The sequence below is a fragment of the Prochlorococcus sp. MIT 1318 genome, assembly GCF_047304505.1.
In the GTDB taxonomy this organism is placed as follows: domain Bacteria; phylum Cyanobacteriota; class Cyanobacteriia; order PCC-6307; family Cyanobiaceae; genus Prochlorococcus; species Prochlorococcus marinus_D.
In genome coordinates this window covers 509,388-530,646 of the sequence record NZ_CP138958.1, presented here as the reverse complement: position 1 = coordinate 530,646, position 21,259 = coordinate 509,388, and the positions used below count along the sequence as shown (strand labels likewise).

Below are 21,259 nucleotides of genomic sequence, written 5' to 3'. Positions count from 1 at the left end.
TTTGAGTACGGTTACTTGTTGAATTGACTAGCCAGAACAGTTTTAGATCAAGGTGTTTTAGGAAAGCTTTCAGTCAAACAAGTTTCTGATCTCCAGGCATGAGAAGCTTGAGTGCTCAATGAGTAGCTGTGATCACAGTTGCTCATTTATGCGATATAAAAAGGATGGCAAGTTCTAGCCTTGAAGGTACGTCGCCTGACGCAGGCTCGCTTCTAGATGGTCCATCAGCCGCCGCACATCGTTGATCTTTAGCTCGCCTCGCTGAATCGCAAGTTCACTAGCCAAGCGCAGCCGCTCTAGTAGGAGCTCAGGGTTGTGCTCCATCGCTTCGAGCACCTTGGAATTGGTGTCGCCTCGCACAACGTGGTCTACTTGGTAGCCACCACCTGTTGTTAGCCTGATGTGGACTGCATTGGTACTGCCGAACAGGTTGTGCAGATTGCCCATCACTTCTTGGTAAGCACCGCCGAGAAACATGCCAATCATGTAAGCCTCGTTTTGGCGCAGGTTGTGAAGCTCCAGCAGAGTTTTGGTTTGCCCATTCCCGATAAAGCGGTCCAGTTTCCCGTCGGAGTCGCATGTGAGATCAGCGAAGTGACCTAGTCGAGTTGGCTCTTCATTCAATCGGTGAATCGGCATGAGTGGGAAGAGTTGATCGATGGCCCAGGTGTCTGGGGCTGAACGAAATATTGAAAGGTTGGCGTAGTAGGTTTGAGCGAGAACAGCTTTTAAACTCTGTAGCTCATCGGGAATTGTTTCGTTGCAAGGCAATTGGCCCACAATTGTTTCGGCGCAAGCCCATGTGAGCTGTTCTGCCAGAGCCCGCTCTGGCAGAGTGATGTAACCCAGGCGGAAGGCAGCGAGGGCATCGTCTTTGAATTTGATCGCGTCGTGCCATGCTTCCTGTAGGCGCGATGTCTCAGTCACAGCACTCTTTTGAGTTGCCATTAATTCGGCGAGAGTCTCCCTGAGGTTGTTAATGGTGAGGGGTTCCTCTCCTGTTTGCTGGGGGACAGCGCCTGGCACAGTACTTGTGCCGAGTATATCGAACACGAGTATTGAGAAATGACTAGCGATCGCGCGCCCGCTTTCGCTCACAAGGATAGGCAAAGTAATGCCATGGGGTTCACAGCATTCGCGCACCGTTGCGACCACATCATTGGCGTAGTTTTGTAGGGAGTAGTTGGTCGATGCTGCGCTAGCGCTGCGGCTGCCGTCGTAGTCGACACCCAGCCCACCCCCAACATCTAAATACCCCATGGGGGCTCCCAGATTGCTCAGCTCTACGTAGATTTGGGCGGCCTCTTGAAGCGCGTCTTTGAGTACGGCGATGTCGTTAATTTGGCTGCCGATGTGGAAGTGCAGTAGGCGCAGATCGCTTAGTAGATCAGCTTGCCTTAAGGCTTCCACTGTGGCTAGCAGATCCGGGACTGAGAGGCCGAACTTGGCTTTCTCGCCTACTGAGCTACTCCAGTGGCCCGTACTGCGTGTCGTTAGCTTTGCTCGTACACCGATGAATGGTGCTGCGCCAAGTTCTTGGCTGGAGCGGATAATTCGTTCCACCTCATCGGCTTGTTCGATCACCACAACAGGCTGGCGGCCGAGTTGGCGTGCCAGGATTGCGGTTTCGATATATCGCTGATCTTTGTAGCCGTTGCATATCAATAAGGCTTCTGGATCGCTTACCAAGGAAAGAGCAATCAGTAGTTCGGCCTTGCTGCCAGCCTCGAGGCCAAAGTGCCAGCGACGGCCACTCTCTACTAGTTGCTCAACCACGTGACGCTGTTGGTTGCACTTCACAGGAAAGACACCCTGATACCGATTGGTGTAGCCGTACTGAGTGATGGCTCTCTCGAATGCGCCGTGCAATCGTTCGAGACGATCTTCGAGGATGTCGTCGAAACGGATGAGTAATGGCAGGTTGAGATCGCGGCCGCGCAGCTCTTGCACCAGGGCCACCAGATCAAGAGAACCACCGTGGTCACCACGTGGCTGTACAACCACATGACCGCGTGCATTTGCTGAAAAATACGGTTCACCCCAGCGATCCAGGCCATAGAGGGTGGTGCAGTCGGCAACGGTCCATGATTGGTTGGCTTGGTTGGGTTCGGCGACCGACATGAGGCAGGTGGATGGATGTCTTCTGGGGATTCTTAAGGAATCTAGGCCTGTTCTTGAGTTCTGTTGTTGATTGCTTTTGCGGGATTCGCGATTAAGGCGGCAATGCTTCTAGCAACTCTGAATGAATGCCATTGAATTTTTGCACTTAAGATTTTTTAATTATATGTGAAAGCCTTGAATATATTGGGATGATTAATTGGGCCATTGCAGGCATTTCTTGCGCAAATTGTTTGACTATCATTGATAGATTGATGGCGTTCAACTTGGGCCAAGATTGCAGGTTTAATTCTTCAATCATAGATAGGTGTCGCTGAGAAGATGATCTTTAAAAGCGATATTGCAGCCGTGCATAAAGCCCGTTGCCAATAATCCAGTCTTGCCAGATTCCAATATTGTCATTGGTTTCGAATGAATCAGCCCATCCAAGTTCCATTAGCCAGGCGCCATTGATGTAGCGGCCAAGAAGGCCGCCAGAACCGACCGTATCTGTAATAACAAGATCAGAGAATTCGGTGCGAACGCCACCCATTCCGAAGAAAGGAACGATCTGAAATGCTTGATTACCTTTCTGCCAGGCTGTGAAGACAACTTCTCCTCTCCCCATCCAGCCGCTGTCGCCACTGATCAGGCTGCCTGGTAAGCCAATCAGGCCAACATCGCTGCCAATACCGAAGCCCATATCGCTGGGAAGCTTGGTGAACCCCCATTGCCCTGCTGCACGCATGTTGACCTTCACGTTGGGTTGTATGGTCCAGCCAAGGTTGACAAGACCGCCAACCGCTCGGGCTTCTCCGGGCTTGATTTCAAAGGCTGCTAGTTCTTTGAGTTGATCCTCGGTGCTGAATCCAGAGATTCCTTGCAGGCCGTATACATTTCCACCCCAGTTGAGCTTCCCACTGCCGCCGCCGAAGTTAACTCCTGCTTTGAGATAGCCACCATGCAGCCATCCATTGAGACCTCCTCCAGCCACAAGCGGAGCGTTATACCCCCCGAGGTAGCCGTCATTGCGGCTGCTGCTGATGCTGGCAAAGGCGCTCCAGAATTGATTGTCTGATTCGTAGAGGGTGGTGTCGAGCTGGGCCATGCCTTGAAATTGGCGGAAGCTAATCTCGTGGCCTACACCGAGAGCTTCCACTAGCCAGCGACGACTCCAGCCCATGGAACCAGTGAGCCGCCAAGTATCTGATAAAGGCCAGGTGTAGCTGGCGGATGTGATTGCAGCGCCAAGCTCTGGATCATCATCTCCATTCACTTCCATATAGAGAAGGAAGGTGTCCTTGCGTTTGAAGAGACTGTTCTTCACCACCGTTGTGACGCCGCGATAAGCACCTGTGCCGGCGTTGCCGTCATTACGGAGACTGAAGTCACCCATCCATGGGATGGGAATAGAGTCGATGGAGAGGTTGAGAATGGCCTGGGTGGCATCGCTGCCTAAGCGACCGAGATCGCCCGTGATTTGTCCAACACCTGGAATGCTGCGCACACTCACCAAGGCTTTCTCGAGGGTAGGCAGATGCAGAACGCTGCCGATGAGGGGATTGAGTTGTTTTTCAACATCGGCTTGGATCACTTGGTCAGTGCTGGTGATCCGTAGCTCGGCGATGCGCCCTTCTACAACCTCTAGGGAACCCGGACTTGGTTTTGTCAGGGTGAAGACGCGCGTGTTCACAAAGCCATCACGCACCAGCTGCGCTGTGAGGCTGGCAGCACAAGTTTGTAGGGTCTTTGGAATTGTTTGGCGACCACAGGATTTGAGAATGCTCCGCAGTTGCTCGGGGCTATAGGGAGTGGTGCCTGTGATTGGTGGCCGCCAGCTAGAACTTGGGATCCCTTCCGTCGCCTTTGGTATGCGTTCTGGATCGCCTGGTCGCGGTGGCTGGGGGGTCAGGATCACTGGCTGTGTGCTGTCGTTTCGCCTAGGCCGTGATTCCATTGGAACCTGCTCAGGCAATCGAACCGGGCCGGGTTGAATCGGCGGGGCTACGAGCTGGGCAAGCAGAAGCATTATTGATGAACAGTTGTTCTTTATTGCCCACCATCATGCGGGTTATTGGTTGATTTGTGAAACCGTGCCAGATTTTAAAAATACGTCTTTAGACCTCATTTTTTTTTCGATTAGCATCACTGGATGATTCCCAAATCATTACGCTTGATGCCCTTGACCCTGGCTTTGGCTTTGGGTGGCTGGTTTTGGATTGGCTCTGCTGTCAGGGCTGATGTGCGGGCCACCGGTCTGGGAGGCCTTGCCACGCAGGTGAATGGCAAGACTGGGGGTGTATGCAAGCGGGGCAATTGTCACATCAGTGGTGGCACCGATGCGGGTAAAAATCGCTTTCACAGATTCAAAGATTTTGATACGCGTGGTGCTATTACCGGCATCAATTTCGACACAGGTGGTAAGCGGAATTTAGTTGTTGGTGTAACGGCGCCTGGTGGAACTTATCTCAATAAACAAGTGAGCTTGTCGGCGCCAGCCAATTTGTTTTGGCTATCGCCCGGCGGCATTCATCTCGGTGCTGGTGTTGGTTTTGTGAATACGTCGCAGCTTCATATGAGCACGGCGAGTTCGTTGCGTTTTAATTCTGGTGCGTTCAATGTTTTCGATAGCACTCCGCAGCAGCTTGCAGGCTTGGGTTCGAACCCTTTGCCTGGATCCCATGGCTTGGTGACTGATCCTCAGCGATTGGCGGAGCTTGGTATGAGCGCTACGCCAAGAATTTTGCTGGAGGGTATTGATATTTCTGTAGATCAAAGCCTGTTTGTTGATTCACCAGGCGGCAGCATTGAAGTAGTTGATAGCAAGCTATCGGCGAGCTCAGACGAGGCGATTGGCGGCAATATCACGCTGACGGCTGATCAGGTCAGAGTCGATGGTGGCTCTCAGCTTTTGGCGACTGGTGCCACTGGTGGAGGCTTGATTCAAGTGGGTGGTAGTTGGCAGAACAGTGATCCAAGTGTGCGCCAGGCGGTTCATACAACGATTGAATCGGGAGCCTTATTGGACGCTTCCGCACTTGATCATGGCGATGGGGGAACGATTGTGGCGTGGAGTGATGTAAAAAATCCGAACTCATTCACCAGTGTTGTTGCTGATTTGATTGCTCGCGGTGGCAATCAAGCTGGTAATGGTGGCCGAATTGAAACTTCGGGGTATCGACTATTTGTTGATGGTTCGAATGTCGATACTTCTATATCTAGTGTGAAGTATGCTTCTGGCGTATGGCTTTTAGACCCTTATGATATTGAGATCAAAGGGGCAGATAACAACCCCAGCAGTTGGTCCACTACTTTTACGCCATCAGGTTCTCCTTCGACGATAAATGTTGCAACGATTACGAGTAACCTAAATAATAATGTAACCATATCTACGACGCCTAGCCCAGATAGTGGGACTGAGCCGGGCGACATCACGATTTCTAGTAACATTGATACCACAGGACTGTCGGACAAGACGGGGACGTTGACATTGAATGCAGATAGAAATATCAATGTTAATGCAAACATAACTCGTACTTCTACTAACTATGGGGATGTCATTTTAAACGCGGGCACAACAAATTCAACTGGAGAAGTTACTGGATCAGGTAACATTGCTTTGGGAAGTGGTGGTTTGACAATTAATCAGCCAGACACCTCGCCAAGTGGAGAATATAGTGGAGTATATTCTGGGACAGGGACTTTTACTAAGTCTGGAAATGGCCTGTTGCTCTTCTCGGGGAATAATACATACAGTGGATTAACTACAGTCGCTGCTGGAGAGTTAAGGGTGTCTCATCAGCAGAGCTTAGGAACAACTGGCAGTGGTACTGATGTAAAAGCTGGTGCCTATTTGAAATTTATAGGTGGTGTAGATGCAGCAAACGAACTTGAAATAGCTGAGTCCATTTTTCTTAATTCTGATAGTGGTAGCTCTGCTGCAGGCCTAGGCGCTTTTTCAGGTTATACGGAGTTGACATCTACCCTCACCTTGCAGGGTAAATCAATCATTAAATCCAATTCGAATTCAGATTTGTTGCTGGATCCCGCGAGTGGATATGCTATCGATATTGCAAGTGTTTCTTGTACGGCGGCCAATAGTTGTCTGCTAAGCATTGAAGGTCAAGGTTCTGTGCAGACTGACGCTGGCCATGGAATAGATCTTTATAATGGTAGTTCTAATTATTCCAGTGAAAACGTTTTAACTAAAAAAGACTCTGGTGAATTAACGATTAGAGGAGCCTCCGATATGCAGGGTAGGGTCGATATTCAGGAAGGGGTCTTAAATGTTGGCCATCAAGATGCTTTGGGTGAGATTAACTACTTATATCTAGGTTCTTCTACGAGTGGCGCTACTTTGAGATTTAGTGCATCTTTACCTGCTGATCAGACTGATGCTAACTCATGGGTCGAGTTAGGTTCGCAAGGAGGAACGATCGAGGTTGATTCAGGAATCACGGCCACACTAGATTCGTCTGTCGCCTTGCAAGGTTCAGGTGCTTTATTCAAGACTGGTGATGGCACATTAATTCTCGAGGGAACAAATACATACTCTGGCGATACAACTGTTAGCGGCGGCAGGTTGACAGTAAATAGAACTCCGCCTTCTAGTGCTGTTTGCTCCGGAAATGGAACCAGCAATATTTGTCCCGTCCGTAGCAGTGGAGGCAGTGGCAGTGGTGGTAGCGGTAACCCTCCAGTCAATAATCCTGTAGCGAATCCAGTTAATAATCCTGTAGCGAATCCAGTCAATAATCCTGTAGCGAATCCAGTCAATAATCCTGTAGCGAATCCAGTAAATAATCCTGTAGCGAATCCAGTCGTTGATTCTCAATCTGGCTCAGTGGATGCCAACCCTGTTGCTAACCCAGTGGCCACCCCAGGCTTTGTTGAACCAGCTGTCTTTAATTACGACTCCGTCGTTTATAGCCCTGCTGGCTTTGATACAGGTGGCCCCGTTGGTTTTGATGCAGGCGGCTCCGGTGGCTTTGATACAGGTGGCCCCGTTGGTTTTGATGCAGGCGGCTCCGGTGGCTTTGATACAGGTGGCCCCGTTGGTTTTGATGTAGGCGGCCCCGGCGGCGCTGAAGGCCCAGGAGGTTTTGGCCCAGAGGGTCCTGAAGGCCCAGGAGGTTTTGGCCCCGGCGGCGCTGAAGGCCCAGGAGGCTTTGGTCCAGAGGGTCCTGAAGGCCCAGGAGGTTTTGGCCCCGGTGGCGCTGAAGGCCCAGGAGGCTTTGGTCCAGAGGGTCCTGAAGGCCCAGGAGGTTTTGGCCCCGGCGGCGCTGAAGGCCCAGGAGGTTCTGGCCCCGGCGGTCCTGAAGGCACAGGAGGTTTTGGTAACAACGCCGGAGAAACAGCATTTGATGTGATGGAGACGGCGGCCATCAGAGCGACCCCTGATGCTTTGAATCTTCCTGGTGTTGCAGTGGATTTGACGTTTGAGGCAGCTTTTGATGTGGCATCAGCCGGAGACTTTGGCTTTGATCCAGGAGGTCCTGGCGGTTTTGGCCCCGGCGGCGCTGAAGGCCCAGGAGGTTTTGGCCCCGGTGGCGCTGAAGGCCCAGGAGGTTTTGGCCCCGGTGGCGCTGAAGGCCCAGGAGGTTTTGGTCCAGAAGGCGCTGAAGGCCCAGGAGGTTTTGGCCCCGGCGGCGCTGAAGGCCCAGGAGGCTTTGGTCCAGAAGGCGCTGAAGGCCCAGGAGGTTTTGGCCCCGGCGGCGCTGAAGGCCCAGGAGGTTTTGGCCCCGGCGGCGCTGAAGGCCCAGGAGGTTTTGGCCCAGAAGGCGCTGAAGGCCCAGGAGGTTTTGGCCCAGAAGGCGCTGAAGGCCCAGGAGGTTTTGGTCCAGAAGGCGCTGAAGGCCCAGGAGGCCAGGATGGAGCTGGTGGAGCTGATGCAGAAGGAGGAGGTGCTACTGCAGACGGAGGAGGTGCTACTGCAGACGGAGAGGTGGGAAGAGCTGCTGCAGAAGGAGCGGCGGCTGAGGAAGGTGGCCCTGAAACAGGAGATGCTGCTGCCGAGGGAGGCGAGGCTGCTGAAACAGGGGAAGCTGGCGGAGCTGCTGCTGAGGGAGGCGAGGCTGCTCAAACAGTAGAAGCGGAAGGGGCTGAAACAGGAGAAGCGGAAGGGGCCGCTGCAGAAGCAGGTGCTTCATCGACGGCAGTCTCCGGCTCTACTTCTGTCCGCAAGGTCACATCAGTTCAGGCGATCGCCAATGTCGCCAAGTCTGATCAGGCGGCCACGAACCAAACAGTTCAGTCGCTCAATATCCCTGATATAGGGACTCGAGAGACGCCGACGCCAAAACAGCTCCAGAACGGCATGCTCAAGGCTATTCAGCGTTTTGGGGGCCCTTAATGACATCAGTTCTGACGACCTTCAATGTTGCTAAGTCCTTATTGCTTGCCTGGGTGGCCACAGCCAGTACAGCTGGCCAGCTACTGGCATCAGAGCCGTTTGAGTTCGATGCCAGTCCACATGCTTCTTGGCTGATTGCTGCCGCTGCTGGTGAAACAGATGTGCTGGGATCAACTCTCCAACCAAGTTTCAACCGGGCTGCATATAACCCTGCTGTTTTGCATCTGCGTTTTACTCAAGCTTCTGGAAAAACCACCTCCAAGGCCACTGATGCTTTTCTAGATTTAACCTTGATTCCTTCTGATGGTGAGGTTGAGGGGCGTCGTGTTGAGCTCTCAACCCGCCAGTTCGGTTCCCTGTTGAGGCAGCTTTACCAACAACTCTCGCGACAAGACTCCCTGGATGAGGCCAATCCAGACTCAGCAACCCGTCAATTGCATCAGCTATTGATAGGAAGTATTAGCCCATTGCTGGATAAGTACAACGTCAGCACTTTGTTGATCTCAGCTGATCGTGGCTTGCAGGGTGTCCCTTTTGCTGCGCTGAGTGATGGGGAGAGGTTCTTTGGTGATCGCTATGCCTTTGCGATTACTCCTTCCCTTGCGCTGACCGATCTGAATCTACCCACCCAGACTGGAAACAAGTTGTTGGCTTTAGGGGCCTCGCAGTTTGAGGGTGGTCTTGCCTCTCTGCCTTTGGTGCCTCAAGAACTCGAGCAGATTGCTGAATCTGAGCGTAAGGACCTTTACTTCAACAAGGCCTTTACGCCATCGTCATTGCTGGTTACAGGAGGTGAGTCTCGCTATAGCCGTGTGCATGTCGCGACTCATGCTGAGTTTCGCCCAGGAGGGCCAACTGCATCGCAGCTTCACTCCGGGACAGGTCCGATATCTCTAGACCAGTTATCCAAATTGCGTCAGCAGAGGAAAGGCGTGCCGATTGATTTGGTTGTATTGAGCGCATGCCGTACCGCCCTTGGGGATCCAGACTCTGAACTTGGATTTGCTGGTTTGGCATTACAAGCAGGTGCCCGTAGTGCTGTAGGTACTCTATGGTATGTCGATGATGTGGTGACGTCTGCTTACTTCATTCAGATGTATCGCTATCTTGATCAAGATATTCCTAAAGCAGAGGCACTTCAACTCACGCGTCAAGGATTCCTGAGAGGTTTGGTCACTCTGGAGGATGATCAGGTGATCGGTGTTGATGGAACACCACTACTGAGAGGGCTCACTATGAATCAGCAACGTCGCGTTGTTAGAGGTATGAAGAACCCATTTTTCTGGGCTGGAATTGAATTACTTGGTTCTCCTTGGTGAAGAAGTCGTATTGATACCACACCAACATATGACTGCTTGCTTTAGATATGTTGTTTTTGTTTGCTTCTCCTTGAGAGGTGTTTTGCCACAAGTCCAGGAGAGGGTGCAGGATGGATGCAACTAGAATTCAATTAGGTCGTAATGCGTTTATTAACGTCTATGCGCGCATCAAGGTTAGTTTGCCCATTTTCATTATTTTCGTTTCTGGCGGCCTTTGCGTTGGCTCCAGCAGTTGGATTTGCTCAGGCAGACCTTCGCAATACTTTCCCCGGCAGGCGAGTGGGAGGGGGAACACGAGGTGAATGTAGTGCTCGTCTATTAGCTCATCTGGTCCCTGCAAACAGTATTTATGCCCCTGGCAGGACTTTGCAGGTCGGCTTGCTTGAAGGGCCGACTGCTAACCCTAAACCCATTGACATACAGTTTCGTCGATGGAGCGGCGCCTCGAGTGATCAGATGTCTGGGGAAATGCTCACCACTAGTGAATTGCCGGCTTCCACAGCAGGGATCACTTTGATCAATCTTGAAGCTCTTAATGCTCCAGCTGTTTGGGAGTCAGCTTATCGGTGTGGTGATGATGAGAGCACGAGCAGTGATCCTCTAGCTTTCGTTCAAACCGCATCACCCCCTGCATTGAGCTTGCTTGTTAGCGATTTAGAGGCCGATGATTTGAGTATTCAGAAAGCTCTCGCGAGCTTACGAACTCAGTGTGGGGCAAGTGTTTCGACTGAGACTTTCGCTCATGCTTTTAGCCTTGGGGATGTTATTGATGCGGATTGGCCCGCTGAACTTCCGGTGCGTTGTCCATCTTGAGTTCGGCAACGAGGAGGGGTTCTTCCCTTCCTTTGACTTGAATCTCTCCCCACTCTTCCCAATGCAGAGAGTTGTTGAGCTCGTCTCCGAGTAGTTCTCTGGTGGTTGATGAAACCAACACGCGCAGAACTCCTACATGGCGACTTTTTTCGAAACTCTCAAGTCTTGATGCACAGTTCACGGTGTCGCCAATGATCGCGTATTCCAGCCGCTCGCTGCTACCCATCGATCCTGCTAGGACGACACCCGAGTGAATGCCAATGCGCATACGGTTGGCTGGGGCACCCTCTTTTGCTAATTCTTCATTGAGCTTCACCAGCCCAGTTTGAATTTCGATTACCGCTTCAATGGCCGCGCGGGCGTCGCCTTTTGGGTCTTCACTGAGGGGGACTCCAAAGACTGCCAACATTCCGTCACCGGTAAATTTGTTGATCATTCCTCCTCGAGTTGTCACTGCTGGAACGCAACTAGCCATGCCTCGGTTAAGCCAGTCCATCAGCTCAGCAGGTTGAAAATGCTCGGATACTGTTGTGAAGTTGGCTGTATCAGTGAACAGCACCGTGACTGGTAGTTGACGACCTTCGAAACGTCCGTCTTTTAGTAGTTGATCACGCTGTTGCCATAGTTGATCGGCAACGGCAGGAGAGGTGGCTTGGCCGAGCAGCCGTTGAACTTCTTTTTGGTGTTGCTGGCTGGCTGCGCCCCTGCGCAGCCAGGCCGTTCCTGCCATGATTGTTAGACCAGCAACCGGCATGACGCTACCGATCCAGATGTAATTGATGAGCAGAGCCATCAGCGCAGTGCTCAAAGCAACGACTGAGGTTGCGACAACAATCACGCTGCGGCGCAGTGTCAGGAAGGCTTCGCCAAGCCATAGCCCCATCCCACCCGAGAATAGGACTAGTAAAAGGTTGCCCCAACCGGGCATCAGGAAGCCATGAACGAGGATTCCTTTTTTGCGGTCAAGCAGAGTGGCCACACGAAGTGCATGAACTTCCACTCCAGGCATTTTCATGTGTACTTCCCCTTCACTAAAGCGGCTATGAGGAATTTCGAAGAGATCCTTGAGTGAAGGTGCTGTACTGCCAATTAATACCATATGGTTCTGAATGTCTTTCTGCGGGATGTCTCCTTTAAGCAGAGCGGAGAGAGAGTAGCTGCGGAAACTACCTGGTTCGCGGAAGAGTAGGAGTCGTTGCATGCCTAGGCCTGCATCTGTTTCGTTGTAATAGCCCCCGGAATTGGCGGTTAGCCAGGCATCATTGATCGACCCAGCCTCCAGTTGCTGGCGTAATTTTTTATCACCTGTACCCACTTCGACGATACGCAAAGGAAAGGCTACGGTGGCTTTATCTTGGCCGGCAACGTGAACAAGATCTCGCCTGATGACATTGTCATCATCCACGGAGACGTCGTTGTAACTATGTCTTTCAGGAGGCGTTCCTGGAACAGCTGGAATATTGCTGGCTACGTTGAAAATCGAGATCAGTCGAGGATTATTGCGAAAGCGCTCGCGCAGGCACTCCTGATTCGGACCCACGCCCTGATCGCGATAGATGTCGAAGCCAATAGCAACAGCTCCATTCTTGCTGAGTTGGTCGATTCCTTTGCAGAACAGGCCATCATCGATTGGCCATCCATGCGTTCGAATGTCATCTTCCCCGATGCCAATGATTGTGATTGGTTGTGTTTTGCCTGAGGCTGCAGGTCGCAACGTGGTGACGAGGTCGTATAGCAGTAGATCAAGGCTCTGGGCTACTCCTGAAAGCTTTAAGCCAGTGAGTAAAGCTAAACCTCCCAGGTAGGGGGCTATTCGTTTCACAAGCTTTCCAGGGGCAATGGATCTTCTTCTTGTTGCGTTTGACGAATAATCTTGTTGCTTTGTCTTGCTTACTTTGTCTTTTGAGGTTAGTTCCATCATCTAGGCTTCTTTTGCCCTTAGCCTATTAGCATCGCCCTATCTGTTTGACTTAAATGCAAGTTTATTTACTTAATAGTTCTGGCAACAGCTCAATGCGACCCTTCCTCTAGATAGGTGGTTTTAGGGGGTTATTTCCTGAGTATTTATTTTTGCAAAGAGCAGGGTTTAAAAATATGCATAGATGGCTTTCTCTGGTTTGTGTTAGTCGCGAAGAGCTGGCTGGTTTGGAGCTGCTCACAAATGACGCTATCTTTTGATTCATTTGTTTGAACGAGATCAGAAACACAAGCTGTTCAGATTTGCATTGATCCATAGGTAAACCTTGATTTGATAGGTTGGTACCCTGCAGCCCTTTCTGTTGGCTAAGATTTATATTGTTGGAAATCAGTTGTCTTTGAGTGCTCAGTTGATGTAATTTTTGGGCTAGGGCTACTTAATCCCTTAAGGCTGTCCAAGAAGAAAATATGATTTATTTTAAGACTTAAAGCCGATCGATTGACTAGTTGCCAAGAAACACGTTGTATAGCCTTTGCATGGAGCGAATGAGCCGATTGACCGATGATGTATTGGATTCATTTTTCCCCTTGTTTAATTCTCCAAGTTCAATTTGTCTGAGATGTATCAATCGGGCTAACTTTTCCAGTAATGTCTGATCTTGATCAATCAATGGTTGCAAGTCACGGCGTTCTACTTCAAGGAGTACAGACTCTTTTAGGGCACGAACTGTCGCATTGCGTGGTTGATTACTGCATAGAGCCATTTCTCCGAAGATTTCATTAACACCAAGCTTTGTAATAGTCTGCATCTGACCTTGCTTAGTTGTTTGCGATACCTCGAGCATTCCTTTGATGACTTGATAGAGACAATCACCTATCTCTCCTTGCCTGACAGCTGCCTCACCTTTAGCAAATCGAACGCAACGTGTATTTTTTGCTAGGTTTTCAAGCTGGTCTTGACTGAGATCCGTAAAGAGTGCATTGCTAGCCAACCATTGGACCTTACGTTGAGTATCAGCGCACATCGGATCGTCTTTGGCCAAAATCTGTGGATTAGGGCCGCCCATGCGGACCGGGAAAGGAATGCTCTGACCTATTCTCTCTAAGGCATACCAAATCTGCTCAAGTAGTTCTCCCCGTATACTTCTATACTTTGAGTAATCCATATGCCAAACCAGAAGGGTATAGCAGATTGAGCTGTCGTCGAAACGTTCCACCCAAGCCTTTGCTGGTGGTTGGGTAAGCACACAATCATGACTATTGGCCACACTTAGAAGAAGGTCTATGGCTTGTGAAGGTGGAAAGCCGTAATCAAGACCGATGTCAAAACAATTGCCATAGGGATCGCTATTTTGCATCCGTTTGATCGTTGATTGGCTGACGGTGGAGTTAGACATGATCAGAGTTTTTCCCGTAGGCAAGCTGTAGAGATAGGTGTTCATGAGGGTGAGGCCTATAACTCTTCCACTGTCATCTCCTATTTGAACCCAGTCACCTTCTTTAAAGGCTCGGTCGACTTGGAGACTCACTCCTCCAAAAATGTCTTTTAGTGGTTCTTGAGCAGCAAAGGCTAAGGCACCTGTTAGTAAAGCTGATGTTGTAATTAGCCCTACAAGCTTGACTCCAGCTTGCTGAAGAATGACTATCGTTATGATTGAAGCAAGGATCAGTTGGCCAAGATCACGCACAATTTTTGGTGGCGGATGCCAAATGCCAAGAGTTCCTGGAACTTCAATGAGTACCCAACTCCCCACTCTAAGAGTTGCATAGCTAAGTGCAATATGCCCCACGGTTGACAGCATCATTTGAGATATCAACCATGTATCCCCTATGGGCAGAGCACTTATCATCCAAACCACGAGTCCACACGCTGGCAGCACTACTGGTGCTTTTGGCCACTTGGCGCGAATGCGGTTGAGTTGACGTAGAGCCATCAACATCAAGCTGATAAGAATTGTCGCGAGTAAGCGCAGTTCAAAATTCATACGAATCGAGCCTTCTGATTAGGTGTTTTGACAGTTTTCGGTCGCTAGCCATGTCATGAAGTAGACATAATGAAGTATTAGCCATTTCTTTGACTCTGATGGCATGCTCATGCTTGAGGTCATCAACTCACCCGCTGAAGGGTTTGACTGTTGCATTATTAATGATTTTTAGTTTCACGTCTTTACCGACTGTGGCTCAGCAATCCTCTGAGGAGGGTTCTTCAATTGCGCCTCAAAAACAAGCGCCAGATGATGGGGCGCTTCCAAAAAAATTGCTCTACACTTTGTTTCCTGGCCGGCGTGTTGTTGGATCAACTAGGGCGGAATGTACCTCGCGCCTGTTAGTGCATTTGGTTTCACCTGAAAGTGTTTATTCGCCTGGGCCTTCAAGGTACCTGGCTTTGTTGAAGGGGCCAACCACTCGCCCAAGACCCGCTGTTGTGAGTTTTCGTACTTATCTGAAGGAGGGTTCGACCTATAGGGTTGGCGCAGTGTTTCAGCAGAAGCAGCTCGACCCTGCTGGACCTGGGGTTTATTTGCTTAGATCCCCAGGCTTGAGAGAGCCCATCGTTTGGGAGTCATCCTTTGACTGCCAGGAAGATGCAGATAGAGAGATTGGCCTATTCGGATTTGTTCAGGCTGCTGCTCCTCCTGCAATTACCCTTCTTCTCGATGCGTCAATGCCGGGAGATCAGATTGTGGCCAATAACATCTCTTGGCTGACTGAATCTTGTGATTCCAACATTGTTGTGCAGGAATTATCTCGTCGTTTTCAGCTAGCTGAACTTATTACTTCAGATTGGCCTACTGAGCTGCCAGTGCTGTGTGCTGATGCTGCTTCGCGCATTTCACTGCACAGTCCCAAGATCTCTATAGGCTCTTGAGCCTTGTAATGCAAGGCGCCTCTCTGCTCAGGTGCCATCGAGATGTCTGGCTCTTGCGAAGAGTTCATGGCTTGTTTGATCGGCTTGCCTGGGCAAATTTTCTTCATAAGTGGTTCGTTCATGAGCCAATGCTTGAGTTGCCTCCCTGTGAGCACTGCTTATTTGCAGCATCTCCTTGGTCTGAGATGTGGATAAAGAACTGTTTGGCTAAGGCCAGATAGATGTCTTTGTACCAGTGAACCAGCATTTGTTAAACCATTGGCTTGCCAAGCGGTAACTCCAACACGGACGATGGCCCCAATAACGACTAATCAGCATGGCCATGGAACGCACCTTTGTTGCCATCAAGCCCGATGGCGTCCAGCGTGGTCTGGTGGGAGAAATTCTGGGTCGCTTTGAGCGCAAGGGCTTCAAGCTCGTGGGGCTCAAACAGGTCACCCCCAGTCGTGAGTTGGCTGGTGAGCATTACGGTGTGCACCGTGAGCGCCCTTTCTTCGCTGGGCTTGTTGATTTCATTACCTCCGGTCCTGTGGTTGCAATGGTCTGGGAAGGTGATGGTGTGATTGCGAGCGCCCGCAAGTTGATCGGCGCCACCAAGCCTTTGGAGGCTGAGCCGGGCACCATTCGCGGAGATTTAGCTGTGAACATCGGTCGCAATGTGATCCATGGTTCCGATGGTCCAGACACCGCTCATTTTGAGATCAATCTTTGGTTCTCTGCTGAAGAGCTCAACGCATGGACTCCTTCAGATCTGAGCTGGCGCATTGAAAGCTGAGGCTGCAAGATTTTGCTTGCCTGATGGGGACAAAATGATTTTGCTTTTGATCAGGCTTTGGTGATGGTTGGAGTTGACAGCATGCTCCTGCAGTCAGTGGGTCTATTCACTGGCGTCAGTTTGATGGCCATGACGCTTTCGAACTACTTGCAAGCTGCAGAGACTGCAATGGTTCAGGAGATCCTCGGTGGCCATCAGTGGTACATCGATTCCCAACAGGCGAAAGTTAATCAAAAGGCTACTGAGTCTCAGTAAGTCAGCACGGGTGATAGTCGTGGCTAGCTTCTGTTCAATTCCGGAGCATCTGGTCACCTGAATCAGTTTTCCAGGATGCAATTAGGTAGTCGTTGTTATCAACTGACCCAGGGGCAGATTTTGGTGTCCGGCAAGCAAGATGGCTCTACCCGTTCAGACCGACTGAGTGTTCGAGGCACTACTTACGTTCTGGAGGTTTCGGACGACGGGGCAACAGAGGTTTTTGTGTTGGAGTGTGAGGCGCAATATTTTGATATAGAGCCTCCAGCTCAAGTTGATCAAACTCCCAGGAGGGATCAAGCTAAGGCTAAACCTTTGAGAGACAAGATTGTTATTGACCAGTTGATTTCATTGCGCTGTACGATGGCCTAATTACCGGATTGCATCTTGAGGTATTAAGACAATTTCGCAGAACCTTCAGATATAAATTGTTGCTACCTGATCAATCTATTCAGCGGAGCTTAAGCAAAGTGGATAACTTTTCTTTAGATCATATTAGACCTTCCCTCCATGCTCCTCCTGGGCTCTCTATATGATTACATGGATTACAAAGGTCTTTCGTGATTGGCTCATACGCTTTGGCGGGTCTTGGTCATACCAGGCCAGCAGTCATCTTTAATTCGCACTTCAGAATAAGTTGCTTTCATTCCATGCTCAAGCTGTCTCATGTGTTACGAGCAAAGTAAGCCTATCTATCGGTCTCAAAATTGCGCCTCAAGCAGCAGAAGAGCCTTCTGAATAAATAATAATCTCCCAATTCTTTTTTGTTCAAATTGTGTCTTAATGCTCTTTTATTTGTTTAGGCTGTAGGGGCTAATTGGCGAAGAGCAGCAAGCCTATGCTGTCAGGGCTGCATGGCTTAATCTTCATATTTTTATCTTAAATCGATTCCACTGAAATGCTTCTAACACCTGAATTTGTTCCGCAGTGATTCCCTTGCCGCTGATGTCGGCTTCGATTAATTCAGCTGTTATGGCGGCGAGCAGCACACCATTGCGGTGATGTCCAGTGGCTAGCCAGAGGCCATCAATGGATGAGCGGCCTAGTAGTGGGCCTCCGTCAGGAGTGCAAGGTCGGAACCCCCACCAACGTTCCATCGGCGGCCATTGGCTTGCTTCTGGCAGGAGAGTGTCTATGCCGGCTTGTAGTTGTTGTTGCCCGAAAGGGGTGAGACCTTCCATGAAACCGGCCTCAGGTTCGCTAGTGGCACCTACCACGAGTAGCCCATCTTCACGAGGTACGAGGTAAGTGCCCGGACCAAACACAATTCGCTTCAAGCTGTCCCGTGGACCCTGGAGCGACAGCATCTGACCCTTCACGGGCACGATGGCTAGGGCTGGGAGCAGTTGGGCACTCCAGGCACCGCAACACAGCACAGCCTTTTGAGTGGTCAGCGTGTGCAACTCCCCTTCAGCGTTGCGCATTCGCACCCCTCTGAACGTATGGCCGTCTTGCAGAATCTCCTGCACTTCTACGCCTTCTTGGAAGCGAACGCCCAGGCTCACACAGGCTGTCTCCAGTGCCCGCATCAATCGTCGGCGATTGTCGATCTGGCCGTCTTGACTGAAGAGCAAGCCGGCCTGCCAGCTCGGTCCAATGCCTGGTACTTCTCGTTCCAGGCCTGAACGATCGAGGCTTTCACCTAAGCAGGCGGTGGGATAGAGATCTCGCTGCACCGCTGTCGCGAAGGGCACCACAATCCCGCATTGGCGCAGTCCGCAACAGAGGCCGCTATCGGTTTCGATTTGGTTCACCCAGGCTGGGATGAGATCCAGGCTTAATTGGCCTAGCCGTAGTTGCTCTCCGTGAAGCCCTTCAGCATGGGGTGCAAGCATGCCGGCGGCAACGAAGCCAGCGGCCTCATTGCGGCGTCTGCTGAGTACTTCTACAGAGCGACCGTGCAGCGCCAATTTGTGGGCTAAAGCTAGGCCCATCAAGCCGCCGCCCAGGATCAGGACTGATTCAGTACGCACTGTTGCCATTGTCAATGCAAAGAGCAGGCCAGATCAGTTCAGTGTTCCAGCCTCTCGAGCTAAGGGCGCTGATGTCAGGGGACCTTTCCATAGGATCAATCGCAAACCAGGTGATAGGAGATCGGTCATGGCATCAGCCACTAGCTCTGCCAAAGGCGCATGGGAAGCCGTGATCGGGTTGGAGACACACGTGCAGCTAGGTACCAACAGCAAGATCTTCACATGCGCTTCTACCACCTTTGGTGACGATCCCAACACTCATATTGATCCCGTTGTTTGTGGTTTGCCCGGTACTCTGCCGGTGCTTAATCAGATGGTGTTGGAGTATGCGGTTAAGGCGGCGATGGCACTCAATCTCAACATTGCTGAGCACAGCAAGTTTGATCGCAAACAGTATTTCTATCCCGATCTACCGAAGAACTATCAGATCTCTCAATTTGATGAGCCGATTGCAGAAGAAGGTTGGATTGAGGTGGAAGTTGCCGAGAAGGGGAAGGACACCTACACCAAGCGAATTGGTATCGAGCGTCTCCATATGGAGGAAGATGCTGGCAAGCTCGTTCATGCTGGCAGCGATCGACTCGCCGGCTCTACCCACTCCCTGGTGGACTACAACCGGGCCGGCGTGGCGTTAGCTGAGATTGTCAGCAAGCCTGATCTGCGCACTGGGCGTGAGGCGGCGGAATATGCCTCGGAGATTCGCAGAATCATGCGTTATTTAGGGGTGTCTGATGGAAACATGCAGGAAGGTTCTTTGCGTTGTGACGTCAATATCTCCGTGCGCCAGGGGTCAGATGCTCCCTTTGGCACCAAGGTTGAGATCAAAAATATGAACTCGTTTTCGGCCATCCAGAAAGCTTGTGAGTACGAGATTCAGCGCCAGATCAAGGCCTATGAGGCCGGTGAAGCAGTGGTGCAGGAAACCCGCCTTTGGGATGAGGGCAAGCAACTCACTAAGAGCATGCGCTCGAAGGAAGGCAGCAGCGATTACCGCTATTTCCCGGATCCTGATCTGGGTCCGATTGAGGTGATTGCATCTGTACGTGAGGGTTGGCGTACGGAGTTGCCAGAGTTGCCGTCGGCGAAGCGTCATCGCTATGCCGAAGAGTTTGGTTTGTCGGTGTATGACGCCAGGGTGCTTACTGATGAGTATGCGATGGCGGAATACTTCGAGGCGGCCGTGGCGGCAGGTGCCGAGGCCAAGGGAGTGGCGAATTGGATCCAGGGCGATATTGCTGCTTACGTGAATGCCAATCGTCTTTCTTATTCCACGCTGCCATTTCGACCGGAGCAGTTGGCAGAGATGGTGCAACTGATCGACGGCGGCAAGATCAGCGGCAAGATCGCCAAGGAAATCTTGCCTGAGTTGCTGGAGAAGGGCGGCTCAGCGAAGGCGATTGTTGATCAGCGTGGTCTGGGGATGATCAGTGATCCGGCGGCTATCACAACGATTGTGGAGGAACTGTTGGCGGCTCATCCTCAGGAAGTAGAGGCCTTCCGCGGCGGTAAGACCAAGCTGCAGGGTTTCTTTGTTGGGCAGCTCATGAAGAAGACTGGCGGCAAAGCCGATCCCAAGCTCGCCAATCAGATTCTCAGCAAGAAGTTGAAGGGAGAATAGTTTTTACTAGGTTTGTCGCCCAGCATATGTTGAGTGCGCTGATATGAAAACTTGAGATTTTGATTATTAGTTTTATGATTGCTAGTAGTTCACAAATTAGTTGTACACTTACCTTAGGAAAGCATTGTTTAAGCTCAGTGGAGACATTGCTTGATAAGCTCTAAACTATTTCGCTGCGATGCGAAATAGACAGTCTCAAGGCAATCATGAAATGAACTTGTCTCCCTACTCGTAGATCATTGATTGATGAACATGTATCGAAGCAGGTTCCAGGCGGGAAAGCATTTGATTTTGTCGATCCATGATCAAAGCAAGAAAACCCAGAATTACTGAACTATTGAGCAGCATTAAAACAATCAGCGTGGCGATCCCGGGCGCCATACTGCTCCAGGCGAGAATTTTGATTGCGATGGCTAGAGGAACGCTAACAAATGAAAATAAGGCTAAAAATAAAGATAGTTTACCCGCGTATGTAGGGAAGCGGTTGCTATTGCGTACGATCGTTTTTAAGGCTTCGCGAATATAGTCATACAAGCTATAAGATGTTTTGCCATGCAGTCTGGTCTGATGTTCATAGGGAATGGCCTTAATCTTTGATGTGCAGATTGGTAATAAAACTCTCAGACTCGGTTCCGTGATATGAACTGTGCGGAATACTTCTAAAAGCTTGCGAGAATACAAGCCAAAGCCGCTATAGCGCATGGGAATCTTGATAAGGCCAATCTTTTTTAAGATCCAGTAATAGGCCCCACGCAAGTACCACATTAATTTATTTTCTTGAGTGGTTTCTTTGCAGCCGATGGCAGCCTCGTACCCCAGCTCTAATGCATGGATAAAGGGAATGATTAGATTGGCTGGTTCTTGCAGATCGGCAGCGATCAGGAGAACGACATCTCCTTTGGCATTGAGCAGGCCGCAAAAAGGTGACCAGATCGGGCCATAATTCTGATCATTCACAAAGATTCGTATATTTGGATCAGACTCTCTTAGGCTTAGGGCCACATCTACGGTGGAGTCATTGCTGCAATTATCAATTACCAAATATTCATACTCATTGTATTGAGAGTATCGTTTGTTCAGCCACTCAAGTTCATGCATGCATGCTAAATAATGAGCTCTGAGATTGCTTTCTTCGCAAAATGTAGGCACGACGATGCTAATTTTCATCAGCTAAACTCCTAAGGCTTCCTAGTTCCATCGAGCTGCTGTCGGATACCTCATCGTAAATGACTTGAGCGGACCAGGCAATACACGCTTGAAATTTAATGCCT

Annotated in this window: 13 protein-coding genes and 1 pseudogene; 8 read left to right on the top strand and 6 right to left on the bottom strand. The window is 50.5% G+C overall.

Annotated elements, in window-relative coordinates:
• Positions 1 to 174 precede the first annotated feature (174 nt).
• Both speA and SIB66_RS02775 read right to left on the bottom strand, forming a co-directional pair.
• A complete protein-coding gene (gene speA / locus SIB66_RS02780; RefSeq protein ID WP_063421809.1) occupies positions 175 to 2,121 on the bottom strand; it encodes a biosynthetic arginine decarboxylase in 1,947 nt (648 codons plus the stop codon).
• A 325-nt stretch (positions 2,122 to 2,446) separates the two neighbouring features.
• Positions 2,447 to 4,126 carry a ShlB/FhaC/HecB family hemolysin secretion/activation protein gene (locus tag SIB66_RS02775; RefSeq protein ID WP_236073812.1) on the bottom strand — a complete coding sequence of 560 codons (1,680 nt, stop codon included), beginning with the start codon at positions 4,124 to 4,126 and terminating at the stop codon, positions 2,447 to 2,449.
• Positions 4,127 to 4,249: 123 nt separating this feature from the next.
• Here SIB66_RS02775 and SIB66_RS02770 point away from each other — a divergent pair.
• The 4 genes and pseudogenes from SIB66_RS02770 to SIB66_RS02755 all read left to right on the top strand — a co-directional run.
• Positions 4,250 to 6,649: pseudogene (locus tag SIB66_RS02770) on the top strand (autotransporter-associated beta strand repeat-containing protein); the annotation flags it as partial.
• Positions 6,650 to 7,550: 901 nt separating this feature from the next.
• A complete protein-coding gene (locus SIB66_RS02765; RefSeq protein WP_413681451.1) occupies positions 7,551 to 8,186 on the top strand; it encodes a hypothetical protein in 636 nt (211 codons plus the stop codon).
• A gap of 262 nt (positions 8,187 to 8,448) precedes the next feature.
• A complete protein-coding gene (locus SIB66_RS02760; RefSeq protein WP_063407540.1) occupies positions 8,449 to 9,768 on the top strand; it encodes a CHAT domain-containing protein in 1,320 nt (439 codons plus the stop codon).
• A gap of 219 nt (positions 9,769 to 9,987) precedes the next feature.
• Positions 9,988 to 10,581, top strand: coding sequence for a hypothetical protein (locus SIB66_RS02755; protein ID WP_063407539.1), 594 nt, complete (start codon positions 9,988 to 9,990; stop codon positions 10,579 to 10,581).
• Here SIB66_RS02755 and SIB66_RS02750 read toward each other — a convergent pair.
• Together SIB66_RS02750 and SIB66_RS02745 are read right to left on the bottom strand one after the other, a co-directional pair.
• The gene (locus SIB66_RS02750; RefSeq protein ID WP_236070411.1) at positions 10,532 to 12,403 is read right to left on the bottom strand and encodes a CHASE2 domain-containing protein; all 1,872 of its coding nucleotides are present in this window, start codon (positions 12,401 to 12,403) and stop codon (positions 10,532 to 10,534) included. The genes SIB66_RS02755 and SIB66_RS02750 overlap by 50 nt on opposite strands.
• Positions 12,404 to 13,001: 598 nt before the next feature.
• Complete coding sequence (locus tag SIB66_RS02745; protein ID WP_413681374.1) at positions 13,002 to 14,432, bottom strand: cyclic nucleotide-binding domain-containing protein; 1,431 nt, start codon at positions 14,430 to 14,432, stop codon at positions 13,002 to 13,004.
• A 194-nt stretch (positions 14,433 to 14,626) separates the two neighbouring features.
• Between SIB66_RS02745 and SIB66_RS02740 the strand changes: the two genes are divergently transcribed.
• The 3 genes from SIB66_RS02740 (at position 14,627) to SIB66_RS02730 (ending at position 16,397) form a co-directional block, all read left to right on the top strand.
• On the top strand, positions 14,627 to 15,367 hold the full coding sequence (locus tag SIB66_RS02740; RefSeq protein ID WP_413681373.1) for a hypothetical protein: 741 nt from the start codon (positions 14,627 to 14,629) through the stop codon (positions 15,365 to 15,367).
• Positions 15,368 to 15,683: 316 nt separating this feature from the next.
• A complete protein-coding gene (gene ndk / locus SIB66_RS02735; protein WP_063407536.1) occupies positions 15,684 to 16,142 on the top strand; it encodes a nucleoside-diphosphate kinase in 459 nt (152 codons plus the stop codon).
• 81 nt (positions 16,143 to 16,223) lie between these two features.
• A complete protein-coding gene (locus SIB66_RS02730; RefSeq protein WP_236073814.1) occupies positions 16,224 to 16,397 on the top strand; it encodes a hypothetical protein in 174 nt (57 codons plus the stop codon).
• Positions 16,398 to 17,263: 866 nt separating this feature from the next.
• Here the strand turns inward: SIB66_RS02730 and SIB66_RS02725 are convergent.
• The gene (locus tag SIB66_RS02725; protein ID WP_063407533.1) at positions 17,264 to 18,379 is read right to left on the bottom strand and encodes an FAD-dependent oxidoreductase; all 1,116 of its coding nucleotides are present in this window, start codon (positions 18,377 to 18,379) and stop codon (positions 17,264 to 17,266) included.
• Between the two features lie 118 nt (positions 18,380 to 18,497).
• On the opposite strand from SIB66_RS02725, the gene gatB reads away from it, so the two are divergent.
• Positions 18,498 to 19,988: an Asp-tRNA(Asn)/Glu-tRNA(Gln) amidotransferase subunit GatB gene (gatB, locus tag SIB66_RS02720; RefSeq protein ID WP_063407532.1), complete on the top strand. Its 1,491-nt coding sequence runs from the start codon at positions 18,498 to 18,500 to the stop codon at positions 19,986 to 19,988.
• 225 nt (positions 19,989 to 20,213) lie between these two features.
• Here gatB and SIB66_RS02715 read toward each other — a convergent pair whose 3' ends face one another.
• A complete protein-coding gene (locus tag SIB66_RS02715) occupies positions 20,214 to 21,155 on the bottom strand; it encodes a glycosyltransferase family 2 protein (protein WP_063407531.1) in 942 nt (313 codons plus the stop codon).
• Positions 21,156 to 21,259 lie beyond the last annotated feature (104 nt).